Consider the following 26,140-nt stretch of genomic DNA (forward strand, 5'->3'; position numbering starts at 1 on the left):
CAAGGCAGTGCTTGAATTCATCCCCGGGAGCATAGCCTAGCTATGAGACCGGGGTGAATGAAAGCGCTAACGCGGCTACAGCGCCAAATGCGACGAGTAATTAGTGACGGAAGTGGCGCATGCCTGTAAAGATCATCGCCATGCCATGCTCGTCAGCCGCTGCGATAACTTCCTCATCACGCATAGAGCCACCTGGTTGGATAACGCACTTAATGCCAGCTTCTGCAGCAGCGTCAATGCCATCACGGAATGGGAAGAACGCATCGGATGCCATGACACAGCCTTCAACCTGTAGACCTTCGTCAGCGGCTTTGATGCCCGCGATTTTTGCAGAGTACACGCGGCTCATTTGACCAGCGCCCACGCCAATAGTCATGTCACCTTTCGAGTAAACGATCGCGTTTGACTTCACATACTTAGCCACTTTCCAGCAGAAAAGCGCGTCTTTTAGCTCTTCTTCTGTTGGTTGACGTTTAGAAACCACTTGAAGGTCATCAAGCGATACCATGCCTTGGTCGCGGTCTTGAACCAGAAGACCACCGTTAACGCGCTTAACGTCAAAACCCGTTGTCTTGGTTGTCCACTCGCCACATTCTAGTAGGCGAACGTTTTTCTTAGCCGCAACCACTTCTACTGCTTCCGCAGAAACAGAAGGGGCGATAATCACTTCAACGAACTGACGCTCAACAATCGCTTTCGCTGTTTCTGCATCGAGCTCTTGGTTGAATGCGATGATGCCGCCAAACGCTGACGTTGGGTCTGTTTTGTAAGCGCGGTCATACGCTTCTAGGATGTCTTTACCTAGCGCAACGCCACATGGGTTGGCGTGTTTAACGATAACGCAAGCAGGTTCTGCAAACTCTTTCACACACTCAAGTGCTGCGTCAGTGTCAGCGATGTTGTTGTAAGACAAAGCTTTACCTTGGATTTGGCGAGCAGTAGATACAGAGGCTTCTTCTGGGTTTGCTTCTACGTAGAACGCCGCATCTTGGTGGCTGTTCTCACCGTAGCGCATGTCTTGCTTCTTCACGAACTGTTGGTTAAACGTACGTGGGAACTTAGACTCCTCGTCACCTTCTTTGCTTTCTGTTGCAGAGGAGGCACCGTAAGATGGAACCATAGTGCCGAAGTAGTTCGCGATCATGCCGTCGTAAGATGCTGTGTGCTCAAACGCTGCGATAGCTAGGTCGAAACGTGTGTCTAATGTGAGAGATTTGTCGTTTGCGTCCATCTCAGCAATCACGCGATCGTAGTCGTGTGCATTAACAACGATAGTCACGTCTTTGTGGTTTTTCGCTGCAGAGCGAACCATAGTTGGACCGCCGATATCGATGTTCTCCACCGCGTCTTCTAGTGTGCAGCCTTCTTTTGCTACGGTTGCAGCAAATGGGTAGAGGTTAACCACAACCATATCGATTGGGTTAATGCCGTGAGTTTCCATGACAGCGTCGTCTTGACCGCGACGACCTAGAACACCACCATGAACTTTCGGGTGTAGAGTCTTGACGCGACCATCCATCATCTCAGGGAAGCCAGTGTAGTCAGATACTTCAGTTACTGCGATGCCTTTCTCTGCCAATAGGCGAGCTGTACCACCTGTTGATAGGATATCAACACCACGTTGTGCTAGCGCTTCGGCAAACTCAACAATACCAGTTTTGTCAGATACGCTGATAAGAGCGCGGCGAATTGGACGAGCGTTATTCATGCTTCTGTCTTCCTCAAGATCACGGAGTTAACGTTGCTGTGTGTAGGCATCATGCCTACGACATAAAGATAGTTGCCAAAATAGTGTGGATTGCACCATCATAGGGAGGTGACACGAATATTTTGGCAATTATCCTTGAGCAAAAAAACATCATTAGTGTCGATGGCGCGTATTCTAACCAATCTATTACAAAAAAGCTCGCGCAATCGTTTGGCATCGTAAAAAAAAGTGCAAAAAAAAGGATTCTAGGCAAGTTTTGTAACAAAGAGGTTAATTTAAACGGTTATGTTTCAGATAGGTGAGTTAGCAAAACGCTGCAAAGTCACGGCGGATACGTTGCGATTTTATGAGAAAAACCAGCTTATCGCTCCGGCAGGGCGCAGTGAGTCAGGGTATCGTCTTTATAATGAAGAGAGCCAAAAACAGGTCAGTTTTATTTTGAAAGCCAAAGAGCTGGGTCTGAGCTTAGATGAAATTAAAGAGTTGCTAGGGATTAAACTCGAAGCGACTGAGCATAGCTGTTCAGAAGTAAAAGCGATTACCTCAGCGAAGCTTATGGTTATCGATGAAAAAATCGCAGAGCTGACACGTATTCGCACTGCTCTGAAAAAAATCAATGACGCTTGTTGTGGACATGAACACGATGCGAGTCATTGCTCTATTTTAGCGGCATTGGAATAACCATACCTCCCACCTAACCGCGAGCATACCAACCTAAGTTTTCACCTTTGATCGGTACCATTGTATAGGTGAAAGTTGCCAACACCTCTATAATCGCGCCTTTCCACCGTCATCCTGCTGGTAGCGTGGGGCTATAAAGTGCGGGGACGCGTATGTGAGAGACGAAAATTCATATGGTAGAGGTCTATTTTCAAATCAACGATTGGGTTCTCAGCGTTGATGAAAATAAGCTGTATCGACAAGATAGGGAAGTTTCTGTTGAACCACGCTTAATCAATCTATTACATTTCTTAGCCGAGCACTCTGGCCAGGTCTACTGTCGTGATGAGCTAATTCGTTACGTTTGGGGTGGTGCGATTGTCACCGACCAAGTGGTGACCCAGTCGGTTTTTGAATTGCGAAAAATCCTTCGCGACGGTCGTGAAGAGAACCTTCACTATGTTGGGACAGTGCCAAAACGTGGTTACAAATTAGTGGCCGCCGTGACGCCAATGACGTCAGAGCAGTTCCTTCAGTATCGAGCATCTTGTTGCTCCGCAAGCTTACCTGCGCCAACAGTACCGCTCAAACCGGAGTCATTAGTCACCGAAGAGGAACTGGAAGTTCAAGAGCCGATCGGTTTCCCTGCCGCACCAATCACTCGAGCCCTATATCAAAAGCAAAAGGCGACGCGAAGCCACAAACCAAAACGATTGCTGAGCGCATGGCGCTTAGGGGTTATCAATGCCATTTGGATCGGTATTTTAGTCGCGGCGATTGGTATCTTTACCTACCAGCAATCGGAAGTGAGCATTATACAGGTGATTGATACGCACCTTATCGAGTTTGAATTTCAAGATGATATCCGCAGTTTAGGACGCAGTTATGAATTAGCGGATGGCTTTGCGCAAAAATTGATGTCTGATATGACTCAGGTCAGTGGCTATCGGGTCATGCTACATAAAACCGCCTTTAAAACGGGAATTGTGCCTGGAAAAACGGTTCTGGTGAGAGTTGATGAAGACGATGGGCGTGCTTATCTTGAATTAGAATATCGAGACAATTCGTCCGAAAAGGTCTTGTTTAGTCGTCAATATGCGTTAGCAGACAAGCACTTGAATTCAGTACTTACACAAAGTTCTGTGGATTTGATGCGGGTGCTGAATGTGGCCAATCCCGAGCAGCGTGCGGTGACTATGATGGCAGGGGTGCCAAAAGATCCTAAAGCGTTAGGGTTATTCATTCGCGCTAACCATTATTTGAATGTCTCGGATGCTAAGCAGTTTCAGCATGGTATTGATTTGTTGAAAGAGATTCTAAAGCAAGAACCCAACAATGCTTATGTGCAATCCGAGTTGTTGGCCGCCTATTATGTTGGTAGAGCATTGGATGATTCAAGCTCACTAGATCAAGGTGCATTAGTGAATCTCAGTGTGGCATTGAAACAATACCTAGCGACATCAACAGGGCCCATTCAGCCGCGTATATATGAGGCGCTTGCTTTGCATGAAACTATGCAGGGAGACCAAGAACAAGCTGCTGCTTATTTAAACCAAGCACTTCAACTGCGTGATTCAGTTCTGGCTTATGTTATTAAAGGGAAACATGCAGAGTTATCTGGTGATGTGGATAGCGCGAGTGAAGCTTACAGTGAAGCTTTCTATATCGACACATCTGTAGAAACCTATTTGCTGTGTGAAAATTTGATTTTTTATAGCAATTTAAAACAGATTGACTATGCCATGTATCGTGCGGTTCACCCTTCTGTTGTTCGACTTATCTAAAAATCCCCGATAAAACCGTGAACTTATCGCGTATTGGTTGTTAAAGACGGATAAAGAGAGGCCCTCCATTTTGGAGGGCGTTTTTGTATTGGCGTTTGAAAGCATCTAGGGTTCTAAACAACACGGTGTTTATCACAAAGGCAGAGCCCTGATATTTTTATATTGGTTTAGTCTGAGTGTTTATGTTTTTAACTGCATGTTTTTAATGGGTTTTATTTGATGTTCTTATAAGGTTTATATCAAGGTCTAACATTTATATCTAATGGTTTTATTGATAACTTTAGATTGATTTCTTTGCTTGAAATTGGGCGTAACCTGCATCTCGAAAATTCACGAGGTGTTGCTCAACCTATTTATGGTGACATCTCGAATCGGCTTTAGTTTGGACGTACTGCGTTCAAGTAGAACTAATTTGGAGATGTTATGTCATCGAATACAAAGAAAATCGGTCTGATTGCCTGCACGGGCGTCGTGGCTGGTAATATGATGGGCAGTGGTATTGCATTGTTACCATCAAGTCTGGCTGCCGTGGGCTCCATTTCACTCTATAGCTGGGTGATCTGCATTGTTGGTGCATTAAGCCTTGCGTTCGTGTTTGCTCGTCTAGCGACAAAGAACCCTCAAGAGGGCGGCCCTATTGCTTATGCAGGTGAAATTTCTCCCGTGTTTGGTTTTCAAACGGGTGTTCTTTATTACCATGCTAACTGGATCGGTAATTTAGCGATTGCGATTACAGGTGTCTCTTACCTTTCGGTATTTTTCCCAGTTCTTAATAATCCAATTCCAGCGGGCATTGCTACTATCGCCTCAGTGTGGATATTCACGATGGTGAACCTACTTGGTGGTAGCTGGGTAAGCCGTCTATGTACTTTGGGCCTAGTGCTTATTCTTATCCCAGTTCTTGGTACAGCGCTCTTTGGTTGGACGCACTTTGAACCTACGCTGTACAGCCAAAACTGGAATGTCTCTGCAGGCAGTGACAGTCACGCAGTCATCGCTGCAGTTCTGATTTGTCTTTGGTCTTTTGTGGGTGTTGAATCGGCAGCAGTGTCTTCAGGGATGGTAGACAACCCTAAACGCACTGTTCCATTAGCCACGATGTTAGGTACTGCCATTGCTGGTGCAATCTATATCGTGTCTACTCAAATGATCAGCGGTATGTTCCCTGCGTCTGAAGTCGCTGCGTCTGGTGCTCCATTTGCGCTGGCAACGACAGAAATCTTCGGTCAATGGACTGCGCCTTTTGTCGCTGCTTTCACTGCACTGGCTTGTTTTACCTCTCTCGGCTCTTGGATGATGCTGGTAGGTGAAGCGGGTAAACGTGCAGCCAACGACGGAAACTTCCCAAAAATCTATGGTGAAGTCGATAAAAATGGTGTGCCAAGAAAAGGTCTTATTTTAGCTTCCATCAAAATGACAGCGTTAATGTGTGTACTAATGGTGTTCAGCTCAAAAACTGCTCATGCTGCCGATCTGTTTAACCAACTGACTACTGATGCCGTACTGCTAACGATGCTGCCTTACTTCTACTCCAGCATTAACTTGATTCGTTTTGAAGGTATGACGACTCGCAATGGTTTCGTGATGTTCTTCTCTGGTATCGCGTGCTTGTTCTGCATGGTGGCATTGGCAGGAGCAGAAGGAACAACATTAACAGCCACCTTCATCATGTCACTCATCATCTTGATGTTCTACAGCAAAAAAGCGGGCTTAGCTCAGTACATGGAGCAACACCCTAACGAATTGCCTTCGCAACAAGCGAGTCATTAATTCTTCGCTGGCGCGAAGTGCACCAGCCCACTTATTCCTAGGCGCTCAATTTACTCACTGTCTTTGGCAGGGAGCGCCCTCATTCACCTTGGAGATGTCCAAATGAATATTTTTGCAATCCTTAACCACATGGGTGTGTTCTTCAAAGAAGAGCCAGTTCGTCAACTGCACGCTGCGCTAGAGAAAGCAGGCTATGACGTAGTTTATCCAGTTGACGACAAAGACCTAATTAAATTGATTGAAATGAATCCCCGCGTCCGTGGCGTGTTGTTTGACTGGGATAAATACTCACTTAATCTATGTGAGCGCATCAGTGCGGTAAATGAAAAACTGCCTGTACATGCATTTGCCAATGACCAATCTACGTTGGATATTTCACTGACTGATCTACGTTTGAATGTCAGCTTTTTTGAGTACGCTTTAGGTATGGCGGACGATATTGTCATTAAAGTGAATCAAGCAACGGAAGCGTATAAAAACGCTATCATGCCGCCATTCACTAAAGCGTTATTCAAATATGTTGAAGAAGGAAAATATACTTTCTGTACTCCAGGTCATATGGGAGGTACTGCTTTCCAAAAAAGTCCTGCAGGGAGCATTTTCTACGACTTTTATGGACCAAATACCTTCAAAGCCGATGTCTCTATTTCTATGCCTGAACTTGGGTCACTGCTTGACCACTCTGGTCCTCACAAAGAGGCAGAAGAGTATATTGCGAGAACGTTTAACGCCGACAGCTCTTACATTGTGACTAACGGTACATCGACATCGAACAAAATCGTTGGTATGTACTCAGCGCCTGCAGGCAGTACGGTGTTAGTAGACCGCAACTGTCATAAATCATTAACTCACTTGATGATGATGAGTGATGTGACACCGATTTACTTCCGTCCAACTCGCAATGCTTATGGCATCCTTGGTGGTATTCCACAACGTGAGTTCAGTCGTGAAGTTATTGCGGACAAAGTTGCGAATACAGAAGGTGCTAGCGCACCGACGTATGCGGTGGTTACCAACTCAACTTATGATGGTCTGCTATACAATACGCAGTTCATCAAAGAATCTTTGGATTGCAAACACATTCACTTCGACAGTGCTTGGGTACCTTATACTAACTTCAATGCCATTTACGATGGTAAGTGTGGTATGAGTGGTGAAGCAATGCCAGGCAAAGTGTTCTATGAGACCCAGTCAACTCATAAATTGTTGGCGGCTTTCTCTCAAGCTTCCATGATTCATATTAAGGGTGAATTTGATAAAGCGTCATTCAATGAAGCGTTTATGATGCACACCTCAACATCACCACAGTACGGCATTGTGGCCTCAACAGAAACGGCAGCAGCAATGATGCGTGGCAACACGGGTCGTAAATTGATGCAAGATTCTATCGATCGTGCGATTCGTTTCCGTAAAGAGATCAAACGCCTTAAAGGTGAGAGCGAAGGTTGGTTCTTTGATGTATGGCAGCCAGACAACATCGACACAACAGAGTGCTGGAAGTTAGATCCTAAAGAAACTTGGCATGGTTTTAAAGATCTCGATGATGACCACATGTATCTAGATCCAATCAAAATTACCTTACTAACCCCAGGGATGAGTAAATCTGGTGAAATGGAATCAACAGGTATTCCTGCTTCTTTAGTGGCGAAATATCTTGATGAACGCGGTATTGTCGTGGAGAAAACAGGTCCATATAACTTGTTGTTCTTGTTCTCAATTGGTATCGACAAGTCTAAAGCAATGCAACTGTTGCGCGGTTTAACTGAGTTTAAACGTGGTTTTGATCTTAACCTTACCGTACGTACCATGTTGCCATCGCTATACCAAGAAGACCCTCATTTCTATGAAGGTAAGCGTATTCAAGAAGTGGCTCAGGGTATCCATGAGCTAACCATGAAATATCAGTTACCAGAACTGATGTACAAAGCATTCGATGTTCTACCTGAAATGAAAGTCACACCGCATGCCGCTTGGCAACAAGAGTTGCGCGGCCAGATTGAAGAAATCAACCTAAAAGAGATGGTGGGTCGTGTGAGTGCCAATATGATTTTGCCTTACCCTCCAGGTGTACCACTTGTATTACCAGGTGAAATGGTGACAGATAGCTCACGTCCTGTATTGGACTTCTTGGAAATGTTGTGTGAAATCGGCGCACATTACCCTGGTTTTGAAACGGATATTCACGGTGTTTACCGCCAAAAAGATGGTAGCTATACCGTTAAAGTATTGAAAGACCAGTAAAAGGATAGGGTGATGACATCTGATGTCGTGCGGCATGCTCCATCTCGATGAAGTCACTTCAAAAGTGGCCGCTACCCCCAATTGACGACTACTTAACACCAAAAGCGAGCAGTATGACTGCTCGCTTTTTTTAACCCTTCGAGTTAGTGCTAAGAGACCATAAAGGTGCCTGTGCCCGCACTGAGTTGATGTCCGCTTTCCATTGGCTGTTCACTGGCTTGTGCTAACTTTTGTGCTTCTAGCACTGATTGATGGCCGTGGTCAGCGATTTGCGTCAGGTTGTAGCTGATTTCATCTATTGCCAACAATTTGATATTGATATCTGTTTCAGTTAGACGTTATGACGAAGACTTTGTGGTTATAGTGTGTTCTACGATACGTGATGGTGAAACATGCGGCTATGCCCCAGTAGTCTAGGATTTGGCCTAAGATGCGTTTTAGCGAATGCAATATGGTGGGTAACAGTAGAGTTGTGAGCGGCCAACAATAAAAAAGCCAGAGCTAGGCTCTGGCTTCTTCACAAAAACAATCACAATGGATTAGTTCATGCCGTATTTCTTAAGTTTCTTACGAAGAGTACCGCGGTTGATACCCATCATAGTTGCTGCGCGAGTTTGGTTACCGCGAGTGTACTGCATGATGGTGTCTAGTAGCGGCTGTTCTACTTCCGCTAGAACTAGTTCATACAATTCAGTGACGTCTTGACCATTTAATTGAGCAAGGTAGTTCTTTAGAGACGCTTTTACAGAGTCGCGTAGAGGCTTCTGTGTGATCTGGTCTTGAGATGTTACTGTGGTAACTGTCAATGGTTCTGAAGTCAAATTTTGTTCGAACATAATCGGTTTAGCTCTTCTCGTAATTATGATGCAACGTTTTCAAAATAGCCTTGCAACGCATTCAGCTGTTCGTTAGCAGCTTCAATTGCATTGAAGGCACGGCGGAACTCACTGGCTTGTTCATGTTCTTTTAAATACCAGCCAACATGCTTACGAGCGATGCGTGGACCTAAATATTCACCATAAAACTGGTGAAGTGCCTGAACATGACCTAGCAAAATGCCTTGTACGTCCTCAGTTGGACGCTCTGGCATCAGTGTACCGTTTTCCAAATAGTGTTGGATTTCCTCAAAAATCCATGGCCGTCCTTGGGCCGGACGTCCAATCATCAAAGCGTCCGCACCGGTATAATCCAGTACGAATTTCGCTTTCTCTGGGCTATCGATATCACCGTTAGCGATAACCGGAATAGAGATGGCGTTTTTAACCGCTTTGATGCTGTCGTATTCTGCCTCGCCTTTGTACATACAAGTTCTGGTTCGACCGTGAAGGGCGAGTGCTTGTATGCCGCAGTCTTCGGCTAGTTTGGCAATATGGACACAGTTCTTATTGTCTGTATCCCAGCCCGTACGGGTTTTCAATGTCACAGGAACATCTACGGCATCAACAACCGTACGCAGAATGTCTTCGATGACATCTGGGTACTTGAGCAGTGCTGAGCCCGCGAGCTTTTTATTCACTTTTTTTGCAGGGCAACCCATGTTGATATCGATGATTTGTGCACCGTTCTCAACACTGAATTGTGCCGCCTCAGCCATAAGCTTGGGATCAGCGCCTGCTATTTGCACCGAGCGAATACCGGATTCACCCTCGTGCACCATGCGTTGCTGTGACTTAGCTGTTTTCCACAGTTTGGGGTTAGATGACATCATTTCACTGACTGCCATGCCCGCACCGTAACGAAGGCACAACTCTCGAAACGGTCTATCCGTAACACCCGCCATAGGCGCTACAATCAGGTTGTTCTTAAGTTGGTATTGTCCGATTCTCAAAACATTGCCACAGGTTTACACAAGCAAGGGCGCGCATTTTACGCATTTTTTCGGTGCGTGAAAAGACTAATATTTGAGCATTTACAATTTGTTTCTGCAAATTGCCTGATTTTCAGTCGTTTAGTGGGAAAACTATTCTGTATCAACCAAAAAAAGCAGTGGGTTAGCGGGCTAACGCACTGCTTTGTAAATCATAATGGTTACTTTTTACCCGAGATTCGGCACCACTCATTGAGCTCAACGATTGGGTCGATAGTCATCTCATCGCGATAATGGTTTGCGACGTCTTCAGCTTGGGTGTCTAACACGCCTGACATGGCAAGTTGTCCCCCTTCTTTCACTAAGCCTTTAATGACGCCAGATAGGTCACGAAGTGGGCCTGCTAGAATATTGGCAACGACCACATCGGCAATCAATCCTTCCGGTTGGTTTTGCGGTAAGAAGAGTTCTAATTGGTCAGCAACGCCGTTACGCTCAGCGTTATCTTTCGATGCCGTTAGAGCTTGAGGATCGATGTCGATCCCGATGACTTTTGCTGCGCCAAGCTTGATCGCCGCGATAGCTAGGATCCCAGAACCACAGCCGAAGTCGATAACGGTTTTACCAGCAAGGTCTAAAGATTCTAACCATTCAAGACACAGCGCCGTAGTAGGGTGCGTACCGGTACCGAAAGCCAAACCTGGGTCTAGCATTACATTAACGGCGTCTGGCTCTGGAACATCACGCCAGCTTGGGCAAATCCACAAACGCTCGCCAAACTTCATTGGGTGGAAATTCTCCATCCACTCACGTTCCCAGTCTTTATCTTCAAGTTGCTCAACTTTATGAGTAAAGCCCTCTGCGAGCATGTCTGACGCAGTAATTTGCGTCAGAATAAGCTTGGTGTCTGCTTCTGCATCGTAGAGCGCGACGATGTCAGTATCGCCCCATAGACGAGTTTCACCGGGTAACGGCTCAAAAACAGGGGTATCATGTGCATCTAGGAAGGTGACAGATAGCGCGCCAGTTTCTTCCATCAACATATCGCCGATTTGTTCAGCGTTTTCGTTGGTTGCATTGAGTTTGATTTGAATCCAAGGCATGAGTTGGGTCCTTGCTTGACGAATTTTGCGCAGAGTGTATCAGATTCGTGTTAAGTGAGCATAAAAAAACCCACCGGAGTGGGTTTTTTGTATTTTTAGAAAAGGCTTAGCTCATGCCAAGCTTTTTCTCTAGGTAATGAATGTTAGCACCACCGTGTTGGAAGTTCTCATCATTCATAATCGATTCTTGGAGTGTGATATTTGTTTTAATACCTTCGACAATCATCTCACCTAGTGCATTCTTCATTCGAGCAATTGCCACATCGCGGTTCTCACCGAAGGTGATGAGTTTGCCGATCATTGAATCGTAGTGAGGAGGCACAGTGTAGCCAGTGTAGATATGAGATTCCCAACGTACACCCATACCACCTGGCGCGTGGAAACGCGTGATAGTACCCGGACATGGTAAGAAACGCTCAGGATCTTCTGCATTGATACGGCACTCGATAGCGTGGCCACGAAGCTTGATGTCATCTTGAGTGAAAGACAGTGGCTGACCTGCTGCAACACGAAGCTGCTCTTTGATTAGGTCGACGCCGGTTACCATCTCTGTTACTGGGTGCTCTACCTGAATACGAGTATTCATTTCGATGAAGTAGAACTCACCATTTTCGTATAGGAATTCAAACGTACCTGCACCGCGGTAACCAATTTCAATACATGCACGAGTACAACGTTCACCGATGTACTTACGCATCTCTTCAGTAATACCTGGCGCTGGAGCTTCTTCCACCACTTTTTGGTGACGACGTTGCATAGAACAGTCGCGTTCACCTAGGTGAATGGCGCCACCTTGGCCGTCGGCAATCACTTGAACTTCAACGTGACGTGGGTTTTCTAGGAATTTCTCCATATAAACCATATCGTTGTTGAAAGCGGCTTTCGCTTCTGCACGAGTCATGGCGATTGCTTCAATAAGCTCACCTTCGTTACGTACTACACGCATACCACGACCGCCACCGCCGCCAGAGGCTTTGATGATAACTGGGTAACCAATGCGTTTCGCGTGCGCTTTGTTCTTTGTTTCGTCATTGTCCAAAGGACCATCTGAACCAGGAACGCAAGGTACGCCAGCTTTTTTCATTGAATTGATGGCAGAAACCTTGTCACCCATTAAGCGTATAGTTTCTGCTTTCGGGCCAACAAAAATAAAACCGCTACGTTCTACTTGCTCAGCAAAGTCAGCGTTTTCAGATAGGAAACCATAACCTGGGTGGATAGCAACAGCGCCCGTTACTTCCGCAGCACTAATAATGCGTGGGATATTTAGGTAGCTGTCGATGCCGCGTGCCGGACCAATACAAATGGTTTCGTCTGCGAGTAGTACGTGCTTCAGATCGCGGTCAGCCGTTGAGTGAACGGCAACCGTTTTGATACCTAGCTCTTTACATGCTCGCAGAATACGTAGTGCAATTTCACCACGGTTCGCGATTACTAATTTATCTAACATAATGAGCGCTCTCTATTATTCGATAATTACTAGAGCTTGATCGAACTCAACAGGTTGGCCATCTTCAACAAGGATTGCTGCAATCACACCAGACTTATCTGCTTCGATTTGGTTCATCATTTTCATCGCTTCAACGATACATAGAGTATCGCCAGCGTTAACTTGTTGGCCTACTTTGATAAATGGTTTTGCATCTGGGCTTGGAGCGCTGTAGAACGTGCCAACCATTGGAGAAAGAACTTGGTGACCCACTGGAGCCGCCGCAGGCTCGTCAACAGATGCCGCTGGTACTGCCGCTGCCGGAGCTGCTACAGGTGCTGGCGCTGGAGCAGGTGCTGCTGCGTATTGAACTGGTGCTGGTGCTGCACTTACCGGGCTGTTACGGCTGATACGTACCGATTCTTCACCTTCAGAAATTTCTAGCTCTGCAATGCCAGATTCTTCTACAAGTTCAATTAGCTTTTTAATTTTACGAATATCCATGTTTCTTTCTCTTTATCTTGTGAGTAAGACGGACTCAGATATTGAGCCGTAGAGTATTTGGTTATTGTGCTTTCAGGGCTTTAATGGCAGCTGAAAGCGCAAATTCATAGCCTTGCGAACCCAATCCGCAGATAACACCTTGGGCAACATCAGACAAATAAGAATGATGACGGAATGTTTCTCGGGCATGAACGTTAGATAGGTGTACTTCAATAAATGGGATTGAAACCCCCAACAAGGCATCACGTAGTGCAACACTCGTGTGCGTGAAAGCGGCAGGGTTAATAATGATAAAGTCAGTATTGCCGTGCGCTGCGTGGATGGCTTCAATCAGCTCATATTCACGATTTGATTGGAGATGGGACAATTCAATGTCCGCGAGCGATGCTTGAACAGTTAGGTTATCAACGATTTGCGCTAGTGTTTCATTTCCATAATGACCGGGCTCTCTTAGACCTAGAAGGTTAAGATTTGGTCCATTTAAAACTAGAATTCGTGATTTTGCTGCCATAATGCTGCCATCTTCGGTTAACGTGAAATGAACGTGATTTACTTCAAGTCTACATAAAAAAATGAGGAGATGAAAAGCTCATAACCATCATATTTTTAAAAATTGACCAAGATTATAGCTAATTCACAGCATTTAGCAGCAATTTACTGGTCTAATCACCTATTGTATGTCAGAAAAATTGCAACACAGAGCACATTTTGATGCCGCCTTGATAAATCATGATACAAAAAAACCGCCCCAAAAGTGGGCGGTTTGTTGATGAAGTGTCAAAAAAGTTAAGCGAGTTCGGCTTTTTCTGCGATGAGCTTATCGACCACACTTGGATCCGCGAGTGTCGAGGTATCACCGAGGTTGCTGGTATCACCGGTGGCAATTTTACGAAGAATACGACGCATAATTTTGCCAGAACGAGTTTTCGGTAGTGAGCCTGTCCAGTGAAGGACATCCGGCGTAGCAATTGGGCCAATTTCTTTTCTTACCCAATCTTTCACTTCTTTGTGCAGTTCTGCTGATGGGAACTCGCCGTCATTGAGTGTGATGTAGGCGTAGATAGCTTGACCTTTAATATCGTGTGGAATGCCAACAATGGCCGCTTCGGCAATTTTATCGAAGGCCACCAAAGCGGATTCGATTTCAGCCGTTCCCATACGGTGACCAGAGACGTTAAGCACGTCATCAACACGACCCGTAATCCAGTAGTAGCCATCCTCGTCTCGACGAGCGCCATCGCCTGTAAAGTACATGCCTTTAAACGTCGAGAAGTAGGTTTGCTCGAAACGGTCATGGTCACCATACACGGTACGCATCTGTCCAGGCCATGAGTCTAGAATGACTAAGTTACCTTCGGTCGCTCCATCAATAATGTTGCCAATGTTGTCCACAAGGGCTGGCTGAACACCAAAGAATGGACGTGTTGCAGAGCCGGGCTTAAGTTCAGTGGCTCCTGGAAGCGGGGTAATCAGGATGCCACCCGTTTCGGTTTGCCACCACGTATCAACAATGGGTGATTTCTCGTTGCCAATCGTCTTGTAATACCATTCCCAGGCTTCTGGGTTGATAGGTTCACCAACCGAGCCCATGATACGCAGACTATCGCGGGTTGTACCTTTAATTGCTTCATCGCCTTTCGCCATCAAAGCGCGGATTGCCGTTGGCGCAGTATAAAGAATATTAACCTGATGCTTATCCACCACTTCACTCATGCGGCTGGTATCAGGGTAGTTTGGCACACCTTCAAATAGAATGGTTTTTGCGCCATTGGCCAGTGGACCATAAACCAAGTAAGTGTGGCCGGTGATCCAGCCCACGTCAGCAGTACACCAGAAGGTCTCCCCTGGTTGATAATCGAAAACATATTTGAAGGTCATGGTGGCATACACGAGATACCCACCTGTGGTGTGAAGTACACCTTTTGGTTTACCAGTAGAGCCAGAGGTGTACAGAATAAACAGTGGGTCTTCTGCTTTCATCTCTTCTGGGGGACAAACATCAGAAGCTTGCGCTGTCGCTTCATGCCACCACACGTCACGATGATCATGCCATTCAACATCACCACCAGTGCGTTTTAGCACCATCACTTTGCTGATGGTTTTCACCTCTGGATTCGTCAAGGCTTCATCAACATTTTTCTTCAGTGGAACGGCTCGGCCGCCACGTACGCCCTCATCTGCGGTAATAACCACCTTGGCATCAGAGTCGATAATACGTCCAGAAAGTGCTTCAGGAGAGAAACCGCCGAATACCACTGTATGAACCGCACCAATACGAGTACACGCTAACATCGCGATGGCCGCCTCTGGCACCATTGGCATGTAGAGACAAACGACATCACCCTTATGAACACCTTGCGCTTTCAGTGCGTTTGAGAATTTACAGACTTCTTTATGAAGCTCATTGAACGTTAGTGTCTTATCATCTGCTGGGTTATCGCCTTCCCAGATAATGGCAACCTCATCGCCTTTGTCTGCTAAGTGACGGTCTGTGCAGTTAGCAGAGACGTTAAGAGTACCATCTTCAAACCAGCGAATATCGACGTGTCCTGTGTCGAACGAAGTCTGTTTAACTTTGGTAAATGGTTTAATCCAATCAACGATTTTACCATGCTCACCCCAGAAGGTTTCAGGATCGCTGACGGATTGTTGGTACATGGATAGGTAAGTGTCGTCATCCGCGTGAGTGTTTGTTTTAATATTTTCTTTAACCGGATAAACATGAACTTCACTCATTGCTTCTCTCCTTGTGAATTGAGCTTTCTTGACTAGGGCTGAACTAGATCGTGTATTAACTCTCGACTAGATTGGGTTTTTCAGCAATTAGACTTTAGGCTTAGTATTGGAAAGGTAGGCAAAATTAATGAGTTACAATTCCATGTTAATGAGAGCTAAGTCGCATTCTAATGGATTGATGTCATTAGCTCATCGGACGAAAGGGAGGAAGTGAGCCTCGCGTTAGCTTGAGATACACCATGGCGGCGGCTTTTGCATCCTCCAGCGCATTGTGTTTGTGGTAACTAGGAATCTGTAAATGTCGACAGATGGCCTCCAAACTCAGGTCAAAGTAGCCATTGGGAAGCAACTTGAGGAGTTTATCGTTGTAAATTTGACTGACTTCGATAAGTTCGTTGGGTAGTGGGAATCCGAGATGTTTTTTTGCAGCACGATCAAGGATTTTCTTGTCATATCGGATGTGATAGCCGATAAGAGGGCGATTACCGATAAAGTCTAGCAACGCTGATATCGCCTGTTTTTCGCTAATACCGTGTTTGAGTTCATCGTGAGTAATATGGTGAATTTTCACTGCGTCTTCTCCTAGCGATTTCGGGGCAGACAAACGCACTTCAAATGGGTCACTAGTAATGATTCGGTTATCAATGATTTTCGTTGCGGCGATGGTGACGATCTCTGCCACCCTTGGATCTAGGCTTGTGGTCTCGCAATCTAGGGACACATACTCATTGTGTATAGGGCGTGCAAACAAATACCGATGTATTGAGTGCCGTAAATGATAGCGCCAATAAGCTCTTGAAATCATGTTCATGGTACTGCTTTGCTCCGCTGAAGTTAGTGACGTATTTGGTAGTGATATCCCAGCCACTGTTTGAATTTCTTCACGACATGGAATCCATGACGCAACAGATCTCGCTCTGGTCGCTCTAGGTCATTAAGTTGAATCGCATTGCTCATGTCGTGATGTGATAACTGCTGTTGTAGCCTGAGTTTAAAGAGATGCTTAAGCGCCTCGGCCAAGTTTTCTGCGGTGGAGGTTTCCAAAACTTGCTTACTGACCAACTGCTCGATGCGCTCAAAGGTGTTGGTTTCGTTAATGCCATACTCAAGACTGATGGCGCGCACCCCATGAACGATTGGGAAGATACCACCTTGTTTAACATCTACCCCTTGTTTTGATGATTTGACATTACCAAACAGGGTCAGAGGCACCGCAAAGTTGAGAGCTGGGCGAGTAAACTCGGTTAGGATGGTCTCTTGACCTTCCATTTGCTGCTGCAGGTGCTGTTTCACCGGCATTAATAACTCAAGGTTACCTGCGACGGCTCTCGCGTCAGCCAAAATAGCGATTTCCAGAACACTTTCACTACTGGCGCTAGTGATGAGTTGATCGATACGATGTTTCCAGTCACTGATGGTATTGACCCAATGAGTGTTGCTGACCATAACGTCACCAGGACAAAGCGGGTAACCGAGCCGAGCCAGTGTGTGATTCAACGCTTTGAGTGTCGCATCTTTATTGGGCCAATCTATGCCGTCTTCTAAGATAAGCGCATTATCTTGATCCGTTTTGAGGATTTGTTCTTTACGACCTTCTGATCCCATGACGATCAGACAACAGTGACCATGCACTGCTGGAGGGAGAATAAGTTCAAACGCACGTTCAATGATTTGCTCGTTGATAGCCGAAACCAGTTCCATCATAAATTGAGTTCGGATGCCGTTGGTCACGAGACTATCGACCAGTTGTTGCTGTCGATTAGACGCTAAAGCCAGTTCCTCTACACTGTTAGCTCTAGCGATACTCAACGACAGTACATGTGAGTGTGTGGAGAAGGCGCTGAGAATTTGGGTCATATCTAGCATACCCACTGCTTTTTTCCCCTCACAGACCATCAGTCGTTTTACCCGCTGGCGAGTCATTGTGACCATAGCATTGAATAGGAACTCTTCTTTATCGACATGGTGAACTGGAAAAGTAGCAATTTCACAGATCGGTGTGCTGTTAGGTCGGTTTTCTAACACGACAGCGTGGAGCATATTGGTACGAGTCACTATCCCGTAGGGGAGGGCATTAGGGTTGTGGTGCTGGGAGTCACTATTGAGGTTCAGCTCGATTAATGCGGCATCCACACCATGATTGAGAAGCTGTTGTGTGACGTCTGTAATGGTTAAATCCGGCCCGAGAATTAACGGTGGGTGATAGATGTCTTCGTCAACTTTAGTCAAGATGAATTCAGCAAGATTTTGTTGCTTTTGCGCTTCTTCGATCAGTCGCTGACGAGTAGCCAAGCTATTGTCAAAGTAGGCAGCAAACTGCCCGTTGCTATGATAAAGCGATAAGAAGACCTCTTTAGGCAGCAAGTACACCAACGTATCTTCTAAGGCGACATAATTGTGTTTTACGTTATCACCAAGCAAAGCTCGGACATCAAAGAGATCGTCATAGGTATAGTGCGCAAAGACTTCTTGATTATGCTCGTCGCGTTCCTCGACAGAACCTTTAATAATGATGTGTAAACTGTCGCAGGGCGATCCGGCACGCAGCATGACATCTTTATCCCGAAAATAGGCCACATCCAAAGCGGTTCTTAGCTGATTTTTTTGTTGCTCGGTGAGTCTGTCGAAAGGGGGAGACGACATATTGAATTTATCAGGCATAAAAACGAGCTCCGTAACCGTGGTTATGCTGATAGTCTGGCAAAATTAACGACAAGCTCCAGACGACTTTAGTCGAATAGTAGCCATGTAAAACCTATGGCCTTTGATATAGGGAAATTCATTTCTATAAACAATTCCCTTTTTTGCAAAGGTTTCACATTGCATAATGGGCGCGATCTTATTCAGAGCATTTCTTAGCTCTCTTTCCTGTTGTTGTTTTAGGTTGCTACTATGTTGAGTCCATCCCCATTCGCTTGGGTATCCCAATATTTATTTGGTTTCTTTTTTGCCTACGGAGTTTATCTGCCTTTTTGGGCGTTGTGGTTTGAGGACCAAGGGGTATCAGCCGCAGATGTTGGTATGTTGATGGGATTAGGCTTTGCCACTCGCTGTATTGCAAACCTATTGATTACCCCTCGAATTCACAAAGCAGAAAGTCTGCTACCAGCACTGCGCTGGGCAACGTTAGCGTGCACCATTTTTATCGCTGCTCATCTAGCCGCGGGACCAAGTTTTATGATGCTAGCGTTGGTCACGGTCTTATTTAATCTCAGCTTTGGTCCTGTTGTGCCTTTGTCTGATGCGATGGCGAATTATTATGCGAATCGCGGTATGTTGGATTATGGGCGCACTCGACTTTGGGGATCTGTTGCCTTTATAGCGGGCTCCTCCGTCGTGGGTTACTTAGCGTCTCAGTTTGGCGCCAATATGATTGTTTATACTGCGATTGCCGGTTTCGTGTTCTCTATGTTGCTGGTGATGCGTCATCCTGCGACGATGCCGATTTCACAACACGAGGGTGATGCTGTTAGACCAAAACTCACCTTATTGTTAAAAGATTGGTCGGTGATACGCTTTTTGGTGCTAATTGCGCTTATTCAAGGAAGTCACGCTGCCTATTACAGCTTTAGCTCGATTTATTGGAAAGAAGCGGGGCATCCAGAAAGTCTCATCGGTTACCTGTGGAGCTTAGGTGTGGTATCCGAAGTTCTACTGTTTGCATTTAGTAAAAAGTGGTTTGCGGGTTGGTCGCTGCGCACCCTGTTTGTGATTTCTTCTGTGGGCGTTATGGTTCGTTGGGGATTGACCGCTTCAACGACCGCGGTTGGTGCACTTGTAGTGATTCAATTACTGCATGGCGTGACATTCGCAATCGCCCATATTGCGGCGATTCAATACATTCAAAAGTCAGATGCCAACAAAATGGTGGCGTTGCAAGCACTGTATAATGCCATTCCACTTGGTGCATTTATCGCTCTGATGATGGCGGTCAGTGGTTGGGGTTACGAATTGTGGGGAGCCAAAGTATTCTGGGGGATGGCGGCGATGGGCTTTTTCGCACTGTTTATTAAAGTTGAGCCGAAAAATAGAGGCGTGCGAGATATCAACGAAAATTCTCAGCCTGAGCCACAGAATTGAGGCTGAACGTTTGTGAAATTTAGTGATAGCCCTTTAAATAATAGTTAAGGAATTTAAAGGGATATCACAACATGCAAGGATGGGTAGTCGTCCCCGTCTCACTGGCGTATTTGGGAATTTTGTTTCTTATTGCTTGGTATGGAGACAGACAAAAAAAATGGTTATCTAACTGGCGGCCATGGGTATATAGCCTATCTATTGCGGTGTATTGTACTTCGTGGACCTTTTACGGCACGGTAGGCCAAGCTAGTTCCAATCCTTGGGCATTTCTGCCCATTTATATCGCTCCCATTCTTGTTTTTACATTAGGCTGGCGCGTGATAGCACGCCTTATCCTCATCGCAAAGCGTGAACACATTACTTCTATTGCGGATTTTATCGCCGCACGTTATGGAAAATCTCAGGGCTTAGCGGTGGTGGTGACGCTTATCGCGGTAGCCGGAATCTTGCCTTATATCGCATTGCAGCTTCGCGGTATTACCATGGGGTTGGATGTTGTCGCACCGAATCTAGCGGATGAACTGGGCTACCAAGATCACCATATTTCATGGTTTGTTGTTGGCGCGCTCGCGATTTTTACTATGCTGTTCGGTACACGCCACATCGATAATACTGAGCACCATCGTGGCATGATGATGGCTGTTGCGTTTGAGTCAATCATCAAGTTAGTGGCATTCCTCGTTGTTGGCTTTTTCATTCTTTACTTGGCATGGCAGCGCCCAGATATCCATCTAGGTGAACTGGCATCAAATACCTATCAATCCCCCAATATACCTACCTTGCTGATTCATACCGGCCTGACCATGATGGCGTTCGTATGTCTGCCGCGCCAATTTCACACTATAGTAGTGGAGAATGAGTGCGCCCAAGACTTGCATACCGCAAGGTGGCTTTTCCCTGTCTATTTATTATTGATGGGTCTGTTTGTATTACCAATTGCTTGGGTAGGACAAGGTTTATTAATGGGGACGTCTCCGGATACCTTTGTCATCAGCATACCCAAATTTGTAGAGGCGAATAATATTGCCTTATTGGCATTTTTAGGAGGGACATCAGCGGCGAGCGGTATGGTGATTGTGTCGACTATCGCCTTGGCTATTATGGTGTCGAATGATCTAGTGATGCCGCTATTATTGCGCCGAATTAAATTAGCACACCGCTCACATCGTCATTTATCAGGTCTGCTGCTCATTATTCGTAGAGCACTTATTTGTCTGTTGTTGTTTGGGGCTTGGGGGTTTTATCAGGCGCTAGACACAATACACTCGCTATCGGCGATTGGCTTTTTGTCGTTTTCAGCCATCACCCAGTTTGCCCCTGCCTTGATAGGCGGAATGTACTGGCGTCTTGGTAATCGCAAAGGGGTGTATGTCGGACTGTTTGTTGGATTCGCAATTTGGCTGATTACGCTAATGAGTGAAACTGGGCTGCTGGCTGGCGATGCGACCAACAATCTACTTTTACGAGTGATTACGCCGCCCGATATTCTTTCATCTCTGCATATTGAAAGTTCTGACTGGGGCATGCTGATCAGTGTTGTGTTGAATGCGATTTGCTTTGTAGTGATTTCACTGGCAACGCGTTCAAGCCTAACAGAAAGACTGCAATCGGCTTCATTTGTTGGCACTCCGCTACCTGAAAGTGAGAATCTGAGTTTATACCAAAGCCGAGTCACAGTGGCTGAACTGGAGATGCTCGCTTCTCGGTTTGTTGGCAGAACCAGAGTCAGAAGTGCATTTCGACAGTTCTGGAAGCAGCATGAAAAGCAGCCCTTACCCAATCAGCAAGCCTCTGCAGAGTTGATTCGTCATACCGAACGTGTGTTGGCTGGGGTGTTCGGCGCGTCATCGGCCAAACTTGTGTTAACGTCAGCCTTGCAAGGACGGAATATGCAACTTGAGGAGGTGGCGACCATTGTTGATGAAGCGTCGGAGCTTTATCACTTTAGCCGCGGCTTGTTGCAAGGCGCGATTGAACATATTGGGCAAGGTATTGCGGTAGTAGATAAGCAGCTTAGGCTGGTCGCGTGGAACCGCAGATACCTTGAGTTATTCAGCTTTCCCGAGGGTTTAATACAGGTTGGCAGGCCCATTGCCGATGTCATTCGTCACAATGCTGAGCAAGGGCTATGTGGACCAGGTGATCCTGATGAGCATGTTCTCAAGCGTATTCATTATTTAGAGCAAGGATCCCCTCATACTTCGTCTCGAGTGCGCTCCGATGGAAGCGTGATAGAAGTTCAAGGTAACCCTATGCCCGGTGGTGGTTTTGTTATGAGTTTTACTGACATTACCGTGTTTAGGGAAGCCGAAAGCGCGTTGCGTGACGCCAATGAACGGCTGGAAGAGCGAGTCATAGAACGAACGCAAGAGCTAGAACAGCTCAATAAACGACTGGTGTTTGCTACTAAGAAGTCGGAATCAGAATCGCAATCAAAAATGCGCTTTTTGGCTGCTGTGAGTCACGACCTAATGCAGCCTCTCAATGCGGCTCGCCTATTTGCTTCTTCTTTATCGGAGGCGAGTAAAGACGATGAAACACGTCAACTCTCTTCTCATATCGAGAGTGCCTTAGGGGCTGCAGAAGAGCTGATAGGCGATTTGCTCGATATCTCGCGTCTTGAATCAGGGAAGTTGCAGACTAACGTGCGAGGCTTTCAGTTATCGGAAGTCTTTAATAACTTAAAAGCGGAGTTTAGTGCCATCTCTATCGGTCAACAGATCGATTTTTCTGTGGTGTCTTCATCGCTTATCGTCAAATCCGATCCGAAATTACTGCGCCGTGTGCTGCAGAATTTTCTTACCAATGCCTTTCGATATAACCCTGAAGGCAAAGTGCTGTTGGGTGCAAGGAGAGTTAACGGACGAGTAAGAATTGACGTTTGGGATGATGGTATTGGTATTCCTGAAGAGAAGCAAAAAGAGATTTTTAATGAATTCACTCGAGTAGACCAAGCGCGAGCGGACCAAGGATTGGGGCTAGGGCTTGCGATATCACGTGGTATTGCAAGAGTGCTCAATCACCAGATATCGATGCGCTCTTGGCCAGATAAAGGGAGCGTGTTCTCGATAACGTTGGATTTGGCGACGGAGCTGGCACCGATTGCCGACAAAGCAAAAGTGGCACCAGATACAGGGTTAAGCCATCTCAAAGTGTTATGCGTGGATAACGAACCCGATATTTTGGTTGGTATGCAAACCTTATTAGCTCGATGGGGATGCGATGTTCGAACCGCATTGGATTTGGTTGCGAGCCTCAAGCATTTAGAGCAAGGATGGGAACCGGATGTCATTTTATCGGATTACCGACTGGACAATGGACGCACTGGGTTGGAGGTGCTTCAACAATTTAGGTTACGTATCGGTGATTCATTTAACGGCGTTATTATTAGCGCCGATAGAACCGAATCTATGCTTGAAGGAATTAAATCGAATGGCTTTAAGTTCATAGCTAAACCAGTGAAACCACTAAAGTTGAGAGCTATGTTAAGTCAATAAAATGTCAGAGAGAATGCGATTGTTATAGGTATGTCTTCTCTTTTTCTATATCTTTACTGAATATGTTGTTGCCTTTACCTTCATTGACAGACTCTTTACAGATGAGGCGGTAATCTAGATACCACTTACAGAGAGTCAGCCAGCAATAAAAAGGTGATTACATGAAAAAGTTAGCATTTATCACAGCATCATTAATAATGTCTTCTGCTGCAATGGCAGCGACCACGAGTATGGTGGGCGATACTGATTTCCGTACAGAAGGTTTTAACACTAAAGAGCAAGCATATGAGGCTGGCTTCAAAATGGTAAACGATTTGAAATCTACCCCTTCTACCGATTTGGTTTATAAGCTTCGCGTTAATGAAAATGACCTGCTGCGAAATTCCATTGAAGTTCAAGATGCTCAAGTCATCATAGAGGAGTTCGCTGATAACAGCAGCAACATCATGTATCGGGCTGTGATTGATGTTGATTACTCATACAAAAAGCGCTCATAAGTTTGACGTTAACAAAAAAGCCACCGCATTTTGCGGTGGCTTTTTTGTTATAGCTTAAGAGAATGATATTAGTGGTCGTGTGCCGCGCCTGCACCTTTCGGATAGCGGATTGACTCAACCATATCTTGCACTTCTTTCGGTACTTCTGCGGTGAACTTGTTAACGACGATAGAAACGGTGAAGTTCAAACACATACCTAGAGTACCTATACCTTCTGGACTGATTCCGAATAACCAGTTATCCGGCGTATTTGCGGCAGGGTTTACAAACTTGAAGTAGATGATGTAAGCCGCAGTAAACAAGATACCGGAAAGCATACCTGCGATCGCACCCTCTTTATTCATCTTCTTATAGAAGATACCAAGGATAATAGCAGGGAAGAAGGAAGCCGCGGCTAAACCGAAGGCAAACGCGACGACCTGAGCTACGAACCCTGGTGGGTTGATACCTAGGTAACCAGCACCTATTACGGCGAGTGCGGCGCCTATCCGGGCATACATCAATTCTTGCTTATCGGTCATATCGGGCTTAAACCCTTTCTTGAGCAAGTCGTGCGAGACGGCCGTTGAGATAACAAGCAGTAGACCTGCTGCAGTAGACAGTGCAGCGGCAAGACCACCAGCAGCCAGCAATGCAACTACCCAGTTTGGTAATTGAGCAAGCTCTGGAGAAGCCAATACGATAATGTCACGGTTAATCTTCATCTCATTGCGCTCATCGCCTGAGTAGAACATTCTGCCGTCACCATTTTTATCTTCCCAGCCTACTAGACCAGTGCTTTCCCAGTTTTTATACCAGCTTGGTGCTTCAGCTGCAGCGACACCTTTCATGTCTGGGCCGTTGATCGTGTCAATCATGTTAACACGAGCGAAAGCTGCTACCGCAGGCGCTGTGGTATAAAGTAGCGAGATAAAGACCAGTGCCCAACCTGCTGAGATACGTGCATCTTTTACGCGAGGTACTGTGAAAAAGCGAATAATAACGTGAGGTAAACCTGCAGTACCAACCATCAATGCCGCACAAATAAAGAAGACATCGACCATGCTCTTCGAGCCATCAGTATAGGCGGTAAAGCCAAGCTCTTGAGTCAGCCCATCAAGTTTATCCAGCAAATAAGTTTCCGACCCTGAAATCGTCGAGCCAAAGCCCACTTGTGGGAAGACAGAGCCAGTCATCATCAGTGAGGTAAATACAGCCGGTACTAGGAAAGCAAAGATTAGTACGCAGTACTGAGCTACCTGTGTATACGTGATGCCTTTCATTCCACCCATGACCGCGTAGAAGAAGACGATCGCCATACCGATAACGATACCAAGGTTAATGTCGACTTCTAAGAAACGAGAGAATACAACACCAACACCACGCATCTGTCCTGCCACGTAAGTGAAAGAAACGAAAATTGCGCAGAATACTGCTACCATACGTGCCGTTTTAGAGTAGTAACGATCACCGATAAAATCAGGCACGGTAAATTTACCAAACTTACGTAGGTAGGGGGCGAGACAGAGAGCTAGCAGAACGTAACCACCGGTCCAACCCATTAGATACACCGCACCATCGTAACCGATGAACGAGATGATGCCTGCCATTGAGATAAACGATGCCGCTGACATCCAGTCCGCGGCGGTCGCCATCCCGTTTGCTACCGGGTGAACACCTCCGCCAGCAACATAAAATTCACTTGTTGAACCCGCACGTGCCCATATCGCGATACCGATATAGAGTGCAAAAGTGATGCCAACAAGAATAAACGTCCAAGTTTGAATATCCATTAGTGTGCCTCTTAGTCTTCCTGTACGTTATATTTCTTGTCGAGAGCGTTCATACGAGCGACATAAACAAAAATCAGTGCAACAAAGGTGTATATCGAACCCTGTTGTGCAAACCAGAAGCCCAGTTTAAACCCGCCAAATTGAATCGCGTCGAGTGCGTCAACAAACAGGATTCCTGCTCCGTAAGATACGAGGAACCAAACCGCTAATAGGGATCCCATGATTCCCAGATTTTCCTTCCAATAGGCTTGAGCTTGTTCTGATGATTCGAACGCCATGGCCTTCTCCTTTTGTGTGATGTTAACGTATTGTTACGTTAAATAAGGTAGCAGGCTAAAAGCGATAACTCAGTGCAACTTTAGTCGACTGAGGAAAAAGATTAAAGTCATAAAAAACAGTGCGTTGACTGTAGGTGGGCAGAAAAGCGTGATGTTGATTTGGTGTTAAATTAGCCAAAGGTCTAATGTTTATCGATAAGATTAGAAATAAAAGTTATTGAATTAGGTAAGGAGACATTGGAATGTAAGTGATATCAATAGCCCTGTCTTGGTT

20 protein-coding genes and 1 pseudogene are annotated in these 26,140 nt (G+C 45.9%); 7 read left to right on the top strand and 14 right to left on the bottom strand.

Annotated features, from left to right (window positions below; translation table 11 throughout):
• Window positions 1–100: 100 nt before the first annotated feature.
• Both purH and VTH8203_RS25390 read right to left on the bottom strand, forming a co-directional pair.
• Window positions 101–1,708 (bottom strand): bifunctional phosphoribosylaminoimidazolecarboxamide formyltransferase/IMP cyclohydrolase, encoded by a 1,608-nt coding sequence (gene purH, locus VTH8203_RS05175; RefSeq protein ID WP_096992704.1) that lies wholly within the window; start codon window positions 1,706–1,708, stop codon window positions 101–103.
• A gap of 158 nt (window positions 1,709–1,866) precedes the next feature.
• Window positions 1,867–1,950, bottom strand: a pseudogene (locus VTH8203_RS25390) (phosphoribosylamine--glycine ligase); the annotation flags it as partial.
• Window positions 1,951–1,993: 43 nt separating this feature from the next.
• Between VTH8203_RS25390 and zntR the strand changes: the two are divergent.
• From zntR to VTH8203_RS05200, 4 genes are all read left to right on the top strand, one after another.
• On the top strand, window positions 1,994–2,389 hold the full coding sequence (gene zntR, locus VTH8203_RS05185; protein ID WP_096992706.1) for a Zn(2+)-responsive transcriptional regulator: 396 nt from the start codon (window positions 1,994–1,996) through the stop codon (window positions 2,387–2,389).
• 173 nt (window positions 2,390–2,562) lie between these two features.
• On the top strand, window positions 2,563–4,152 hold the full coding sequence (gene cadC, locus VTH8203_RS05190) for a lysine decarboxylation/transport transcriptional activator CadC (RefSeq protein WP_096992707.1): 1,590 nt from the start codon (window positions 2,563–2,565) through the stop codon (window positions 4,150–4,152).
• A gap of 423 nt (window positions 4,153–4,575) precedes the next feature.
• Complete coding sequence (gene cadB, locus VTH8203_RS05195) at window positions 4,576–5,922, top strand: cadaverine/lysine antiporter (RefSeq protein ID WP_096992708.1); 1,347 nt, start codon at window positions 4,576–4,578, stop codon at window positions 5,920–5,922.
• 102 nt (window positions 5,923–6,024) lie between these two features.
• Window positions 6,025–8,163 (top strand): lysine decarboxylase CadA, encoded by a 2,139-nt coding sequence (locus VTH8203_RS05200; protein ID WP_096992709.1) that lies wholly within the window; start codon window positions 6,025–6,027, stop codon window positions 8,161–8,163.
• Window positions 8,164–8,312: 149 nt separating this feature from the next.
• Here the strand turns inward: VTH8203_RS05200 and VTH8203_RS24425 are convergent, their stop codons facing one another.
• The 10 genes from VTH8203_RS24425 to VTH8203_RS05245 form a co-directional block, all read right to left on the bottom strand.
• Window positions 8,313–8,471: a hypothetical protein gene (locus VTH8203_RS24425; protein WP_158296056.1), complete on the bottom strand. Its 159-nt coding sequence runs from the start codon at window positions 8,469–8,471 to the stop codon at window positions 8,313–8,315.
• A gap of 231 nt (window positions 8,472–8,702) precedes the next feature.
• Complete coding sequence (gene fis, locus VTH8203_RS05205; RefSeq protein ID WP_006073423.1) at window positions 8,703–8,999, bottom strand: DNA-binding transcriptional regulator Fis; 297 nt, start codon at window positions 8,997–8,999, stop codon at window positions 8,703–8,705.
• A gap of 23 nt (window positions 9,000–9,022) precedes the next feature.
• On the bottom strand, window positions 9,023–9,991 hold the full coding sequence (gene dusB / locus VTH8203_RS05210; protein WP_096992710.1) for a tRNA dihydrouridine synthase DusB: 969 nt from the start codon (window positions 9,989–9,991) through the stop codon (window positions 9,023–9,025).
• 200 nt (window positions 9,992–10,191) lie between these two features.
• Window positions 10,192–11,073, bottom strand: coding sequence for a 50S ribosomal protein L11 methyltransferase (gene prmA / locus VTH8203_RS05215; RefSeq protein ID WP_096992711.1), 882 nt, complete (start codon window positions 11,071–11,073; stop codon window positions 10,192–10,194).
• Window positions 11,074–11,179: 106 nt separating this feature from the next.
• The gene (gene accC, locus VTH8203_RS05220) at window positions 11,180–12,523 is read right to left on the bottom strand and encodes an acetyl-CoA carboxylase biotin carboxylase subunit (protein WP_096992712.1); all 1,344 of its coding nucleotides are present in this window, start codon (window positions 12,521–12,523) and stop codon (window positions 11,180–11,182) included.
• Between the two features lie 15 nt (window positions 12,524–12,538).
• Window positions 12,539–13,006 (bottom strand): acetyl-CoA carboxylase biotin carboxyl carrier protein, encoded by a 468-nt coding sequence (gene accB, locus VTH8203_RS05225; protein WP_096992713.1) that lies wholly within the window; start codon window positions 13,004–13,006, stop codon window positions 12,539–12,541.
• A 61-nt stretch (window positions 13,007–13,067) separates the two neighbouring features.
• A complete protein-coding gene (aroQ, locus tag VTH8203_RS05230) occupies window positions 13,068–13,517 on the bottom strand; it encodes a type II 3-dehydroquinate dehydratase (RefSeq protein ID WP_096992714.1) in 450 nt (149 codons plus the stop codon).
• Between the two features lie 275 nt (window positions 13,518–13,792).
• Window positions 13,793–15,742 carry an acetate--CoA ligase gene (gene acs, locus VTH8203_RS05235; protein WP_096992715.1) on the bottom strand — a complete coding sequence of 650 codons (1,950 nt, stop codon included), beginning with the start codon at window positions 15,740–15,742 and terminating at the stop codon, window positions 13,793–13,795.
• 184 nt (window positions 15,743–15,926) lie between these two features.
• Window positions 15,927–16,553 carry a 3'-5' exonuclease gene (locus tag VTH8203_RS05240; RefSeq protein ID WP_096992716.1) on the bottom strand — a complete coding sequence of 209 codons (627 nt, stop codon included), beginning with the start codon at window positions 16,551–16,553 and terminating at the stop codon, window positions 15,927–15,929.
• 23 nt (window positions 16,554–16,576) lie between these two features.
• Window positions 16,577–18,403 (bottom strand): DUF294 nucleotidyltransferase-like domain-containing protein, encoded by a 1,827-nt coding sequence (locus VTH8203_RS05245; RefSeq protein WP_096992717.1) that lies wholly within the window; start codon window positions 18,401–18,403, stop codon window positions 16,577–16,579.
• 231 nt (window positions 18,404–18,634) lie between these two features.
• Between VTH8203_RS05245 and VTH8203_RS05250 the strand changes: the two genes are divergently transcribed.
• The 3 genes from VTH8203_RS05250 (at window position 18,635) to VTH8203_RS05260 (ending at window position 23,816) form a co-directional block, all read left to right on the top strand.
• Entirely contained in the window at window positions 18,635–19,822 is a 1,188-nt protein-coding gene (locus VTH8203_RS05250) for a 3-phenylpropionate MFS transporter (RefSeq protein ID WP_096992718.1), read from the top strand.
• Window positions 19,823–19,893: 71 nt separating this feature from the next.
• Entirely contained in the window at window positions 19,894–23,319 is a 3,426-nt protein-coding gene (locus VTH8203_RS05255) for a PAS domain-containing hybrid sensor histidine kinase/response regulator (protein WP_096992719.1), read from the top strand.
• Window positions 23,320–23,480: 161 nt separating this feature from the next.
• Window positions 23,481–23,816 (top strand): DUF3316 domain-containing protein, encoded by a 336-nt coding sequence (locus VTH8203_RS05260; RefSeq protein ID WP_096992720.1) that lies wholly within the window; start codon window positions 23,481–23,483, stop codon window positions 23,814–23,816.
• Window positions 23,817–23,884: 68 nt separating this feature from the next.
• Here the strand turns inward: VTH8203_RS05260 and VTH8203_RS05265 are convergent, their stop codons facing one another.
• Both VTH8203_RS05265 and VTH8203_RS05270 read right to left on the bottom strand, forming a co-directional pair.
• Entirely contained in the window at window positions 23,885–25,588 is a 1,704-nt protein-coding gene (locus VTH8203_RS05265; RefSeq protein ID WP_096992721.1) for a sodium:solute symporter family protein, read from the bottom strand.
• Window positions 25,589–25,599: 11 nt separating this feature from the next.
• Window positions 25,600–25,866: a DUF4212 domain-containing protein gene (locus VTH8203_RS05270; protein WP_096992722.1), complete on the bottom strand. Its 267-nt coding sequence runs from the start codon at window positions 25,864–25,866 to the stop codon at window positions 25,600–25,602.
• Window positions 25,867–26,140: the final 274 nt, after the last annotated feature.

Source organism: Vibrio thalassae (assembly GCF_900089835.1).
Lineage (GTDB): Bacteria > Pseudomonadota > Gammaproteobacteria > Enterobacterales > Vibrionaceae > Vibrio > Vibrio thalassae.